This window comes from Oleiphilus sp. HI0123, assembly GCF_001635315.1.
In genome coordinates this window covers 1-4,373 of record NZ_LWGE01001536.1, presented here as the reverse complement: position 1 = coordinate 4,373, position 4,373 = coordinate 1, and the positions used below count along the sequence as shown (strand labels likewise).

The 4,373-nt window shown below is 42.4% G+C and carries 5 protein-coding genes and 1 tRNA gene; 3 read left to right on the top strand and 3 right to left on the bottom strand.

Annotated elements, in window-relative coordinates:
- Window positions 1-816: CHAD domain-containing protein (locus A3761_RS20485; protein ID WP_156491992.1), on the bottom strand; the 816-nt coding region annotated here is incomplete at its 3' end.
- Window positions 817-990: 174 nt separating this feature from the next.
- Here A3761_RS20485 and A3761_RS20480 point away from each other — a divergent pair.
- On the top strand, window positions 991-1,734 hold the full coding sequence (locus tag A3761_RS20480; RefSeq protein ID WP_068513692.1) for a type 1 glutamine amidotransferase: 744 nt from the start codon (window positions 991-993) through the stop codon (window positions 1,732-1,734).
- A gap of 1 nt (window position 1,735) precedes the next feature.
- Here A3761_RS20480 and A3761_RS20475 read toward each other — a convergent pair.
- Window positions 1,736-1,823 (bottom strand) — tRNA-Ser (locus A3761_RS20475).
- Between the two features lie 143 nt (window positions 1,824-1,966).
- Here A3761_RS20475 and A3761_RS20470 point away from each other — a divergent pair.
- Window positions 1,967-2,422 carry an isoprenylcysteine carboxylmethyltransferase family protein gene (locus A3761_RS20470; protein ID WP_156490420.1) on the top strand — a complete coding sequence of 152 codons (456 nt, stop codon included), beginning with the start codon at window positions 1,967-1,969 and terminating at the stop codon, window positions 2,420-2,422.
- 45 nt (window positions 2,423-2,467) lie between these two features.
- On the opposite strand, the gene A3761_RS20465 is transcribed toward A3761_RS20470, so the two are convergent.
- Window positions 2,468-3,094 (bottom strand): hypothetical protein, encoded by a 627-nt coding sequence (locus A3761_RS20465; RefSeq protein WP_068513687.1) that lies wholly within the window; start codon window positions 3,092-3,094, stop codon window positions 2,468-2,470.
- A gap of 156 nt (window positions 3,095-3,250) precedes the next feature.
- On the opposite strand from A3761_RS20465, the gene A3761_RS20460 reads away from it, so the two are divergent.
- A complete protein-coding gene (locus A3761_RS20460; RefSeq protein WP_068750788.1) occupies window positions 3,251-4,183 on the top strand; it encodes a DUF58 domain-containing protein in 933 nt (310 codons plus the stop codon).
- Window positions 4,184-4,373 lie beyond the last annotated feature (190 nt).

Sequence of the window (4,373 nt, the reverse complement as noted above, 5' to 3'; positions counted from 1 at the left end):
CTCTTCACCAGAAATGACTGAAAGGTAGTTTAGAAATACGTCTAAATCTCTCAGCTCGCCAGTGAGCATTGCGTGCTGTTTTAAGTTCCGTAGGTGCTGATCAAGCGTTTTGTCTTTTGTTAAGGTGTAAATCATGCTAGCAATTGACCAGGTTTTTCTTAGACAAACTCTGTATTGATGAACAAATTCGGAATCTATATCTGCAAGACAGCCAGGCAATAAACCCAAGGACATTTTGTGAAGTTTGAGTAAATTTGTCTGGATTTGATTTTGATCGCTTTCAGCATCGTGAGCTGCTTTGTTTACTTTACGCATATACTCATTATAGCTTGCCGAGGTGGGCGTAATTAAGCGTCGTACTTTCGCCTGAAGAGGAGACAAGGCAGCCCAGCTTGGCGTATCAAGTTCTAAATGAACATAGCTGCAGGTAGATAAACTCTTTATGGGTGTCTTTAAAAGAAACTCTAGAAGTTCCTCAAAAGCAGGGTTGTGGCCAACGATCAATACTTGATTCTCATCATCGCCGAGCTTATGCAGCCATTTTAGTAATTTCTTCCTGCTAAACGTGTATAGATCTTTGTCAGTTTTGACTTCAGTGAATGAGTTAGCGCATGTAAGGGTTGCCTGAATAGTTTGCCGTGCACGTTCTGCATTGCTGGAGTAGATGTTTGCTTGTAATGCGCCGTCAGCTTCAAGAATAGGAGACATGATAGCTATCTGACGTAATCCTCGCTTGTTCAGTGGTCTGTCTAAATCCGAAAGAGAAGGCTTAGAGCAACTGGACTTAGCGTGGCGTAAGAGATACAAGTGCTTCATCAGAAAGCCTCTAGAAATATCAAAAATGTTAGTGAGAAAAGTTCTTCCTCAATAATAAACCTTTTAGATGACAGTTAGTTTGCAAGGTTTTGATTGTATTTGCTAATTCTTACAGTTGTTCGTTGTTTTTGCTAAAGTGGTGTATGTCAAAAAACATGGATTAAGAAAGTACCTATGCCCAGCAAAGAACGATCAGACCTTAAAATATTATTATTACAAATCAGGGAAACCGAGCAAGTTAAGCAGGAAGAATTAGAAAGCTTTGCTCGATACAGTAAGCTTGATGTCACCCAATTTGATGTATTAAACGTTTTCGATCAGCCAGACTTTGCGAGAGATGTAGCGCAGGGCTACGATGCACTATTTGTAGGTGGAGCCAGTGAGGCAAATGTCTTGGAGCCTGAAACATATACTTTCGTGCCTCACGCTGAACGCTTGCTTTTACAGTGTGTCGAAAATGAAACCCCTGTATTTGCATCTTGTTTTGGTTTTCAGTTAGCTGCCCAAGCATTGGGACGTGAAATTATTGATGACAAAGAAAATTACGAGATGGGCACTATCCCAATATCTCTCACCGAACATGCTGCTTCAGATCAGGTCTTTCGTGGCATCAGAAATGACTTTCTCGCAGTATCGGTTCATCAGCAAAAAGCGATTTCGGCACCCGAAGGCTGCATAGAATTAGCCTATACCGATATTTGCTGCCATGCCTTTAGAGTTGCGAACAAACCATTCTGGGCATTCCAGTTCCATCCTGAAGTTGATCGAGATATTTTGATTGACAGGCTGACCTACTACAAAGAAAAATATACAGATGATGATGGGCATTTAACAGAGGTATTAGAAAGCGCCCAAGAAACACCAGAATCTAACCATTTGATAGGGTTGTTTGTTGATAGGGTGTTGTTAGGAAACTAATTGGCGGAGAGGGAGGGATTCGAACCCTCGATACCTTGCGGTATACACACTTTCCAGGCGTGCTCCTTCGGCCACTCGGACACCTCTCCGTTTTGAACTTTCTAGCTTCGCAAATGGTGTAAACCCTGTTACGCTCCCAGAAAGGTGCGCTACTCTAAACTAGCATTTTAATCATTGCAATAGTTGAACCCGTTAGTAGCTAATAAAAGTTAACTTATAGGTATATGTTCTCGTGAATATTCGGATTCCTCCACCACTTCAAACACTGATTGCAGCAGGCATTATGTATGGGCTGGATACTTTGATTTCAGTGAGTCTATATCGGTTTGGGCTCTTGGCTGGTATTGTTATGGCTGTCTTGGGGCTTGCGTCTGTGTTTTTCTTAATGCCAGCGGTATTTAGCTTCTGGAAAAATAAAACAACCGTTAACCCTATTAAACCTGAAAATGCGACCACGCTTGTGGTTGATGGAGTTTATAAGTACTCGAGAAATCCAATGTATGTGGGTATGGCAGCGCAGTTGCTTGCTTGGGCTGTGTATTTGGCAAACCCTTTTAACTTCTTAGTGTTTGCATTGTACGTCTATGTCATGACGGCAATTCAAATAAAGCCCGAAGAGCGTGCTTTGGTAAAGATCTTTGGGGCGAGTTACAGGGAGTATTGCGAACAAGTGAGAAGGTGGGTTTAGCAGTCTATTAGGTTAGAAAAAAATAGACTGCTATATGAGCTTTTACTAATTTTGATCAGGGATATTAATGGTTAGGTCAAATCCGCCGCCAACGCGCGGGGTAATTTGAAGCGGACCTTCATCAATACCGTGAGGAAGTTCAATTTTGTCAATTTGAGGAAGGTTGCCAATTGAAAAGGTAAGTTGATTGTCCTGTCTACTTAGCCCAAGATCGTTGGCACCGTCGCCACCAATATAGACAAAGTCGAAATCACCCTCGGGTACCGCGTAGCGTGTATCGTTCATGACTTCTTCCATTGTGCGAGTGTTAACCTCGTCGTAGGTTGGGATCACAACGTCAATAGGCGCGATGGTTGCTGAAGCAATCGCTGCATTTCGTAGCATTTCTTCACTGAGTAGGACAGAGCTGGCAGTGCCATCGACGTGGTTCTGTTGGTGCCCTAGCTTATCCATATCCTGGTCTACATTTTCAACCGGGGCAATTGTCAGGCTGGAGTAAGTTTTTTGAGTTGTCTCAATTTCCTGCTTTTTAGGCGTGACAATAATTGTCGAGTCCTTGATATAGGTTTCGGTTAACTCTGAACTGCTAAGAGATTTAACTTCTGCGCCAGCCATTAGTGGCAGTAGTAATAAAGGTGACGCTTTTAGGATGATGCTAGAGCTAGTGTTCATATTCGGTGCCTGCGATATTATACGATCAGCAGAATAACAGGTGAAAAAGTGAGCAACCTGTCAGCTATACTGTAATTATTTAGGCTGAGATCCGCTAATGCAAGGTTTATAGTCTATGTTTCTGTTAAGAAAAGTAATTATGCGGGATGTGTCTAGTTGAAGTTGCCCTTAGCTGAAAGAGTTGGTGAGATGATTGCGTCACGCAGTAAGCGAAGTGACTACTTTCGATTATCCCAAAAAAATATATATATTTTCCCGTCGCGTGCGGGTTTTGCTTATCTGTTACTTTTGTTGTTGATGCTGATAACGGCAATTAATTATCAGAATAGCCTTATTTACCTATTTACATTCTTCTTAGGTGCGATTTTCTTTTTCTCTATCTGGATGTGTTTTTTGAATATGTCCGGGCTTGAAATTAGTAGTGCTAAAGAAGAGGGTGTATTTGAGGGGGAGCGCGGCTACTTTTACGTGAAATACAGAAAAGAGCAGGGAGTGGCATTTGGTCTTAAAGTGGGCTTTGATGCAGGACAAATGAGTGCCGTCCCTCCGGTAACGAATAATCTTAATGAATATCCGGTTCAAGGTGGACTTAAAAACCGGGGATACCATACCTTAAAAAGATTGCGTTTGGAGTCGTGCTTTCCCTTTGGGCTGGTTCGAGCCTGGACATGGCTGAAACTGGATGCCTCGCTACTCGTTTACCCAAAACCTGTAGAAGGGAGTCCTACAAAAGCAGAGAATAGCGCTGAAAAAGGTTTGAGGAGCGATCAAAGGTCCGATGACTATAATTCGCTTCGTGCTTATCAAGCGGGCGATTCTATGCAGCGTATTAACTGGAAAAAATATGCAAGCTCTGAATTGCTAGTGGTTAAAGATAATGACTTAACTGCTTCAGATGCAAGCCGTGTACGTTGGCAAGATTATGAACCCTACGGAAAAGAGCAACGCTTACAGTTTATGTGTGAGAAAATAACTCGGCTGTACAAGGCTAAGCAAGCTTTTGGTCTTGAGTTACCGGTGATAGTGATTGAACCTGATTCAAGTGAGGCGCACTATTATGCCTGCCTTAAACAGCTAGCCTTATATTAATTTGCACGTGATCATATTAGTGGCTTGATAATGCAGAAAGACTTAAGAGAAGGTGATGACAAAGCAGTGATCAGCGGACAGAGCAACGTATTTGCGGTCCGTGCGCAGCCGGTTGGCGCCTTGCTATTAGTTATCATCTTACAGCTGATATCACACAGTGATCATCTTCCCATATGGCTAATCGTTTTTA

Coding starts and splice junctions, on each gene's coding strand:
- A3761_RS20465 (WP_068513687.1), bottom strand. CDS start 3,094: ATGAACACTAGCTCTAGCATCATCCTAAAAGCGTCACCTTTATTACTA.
- A3761_RS20480 (WP_068513692.1), top strand. CDS start 991: ATGCCCAGCAAAGAACGATCAGACCTTAAAATATTATTATTACAAATC.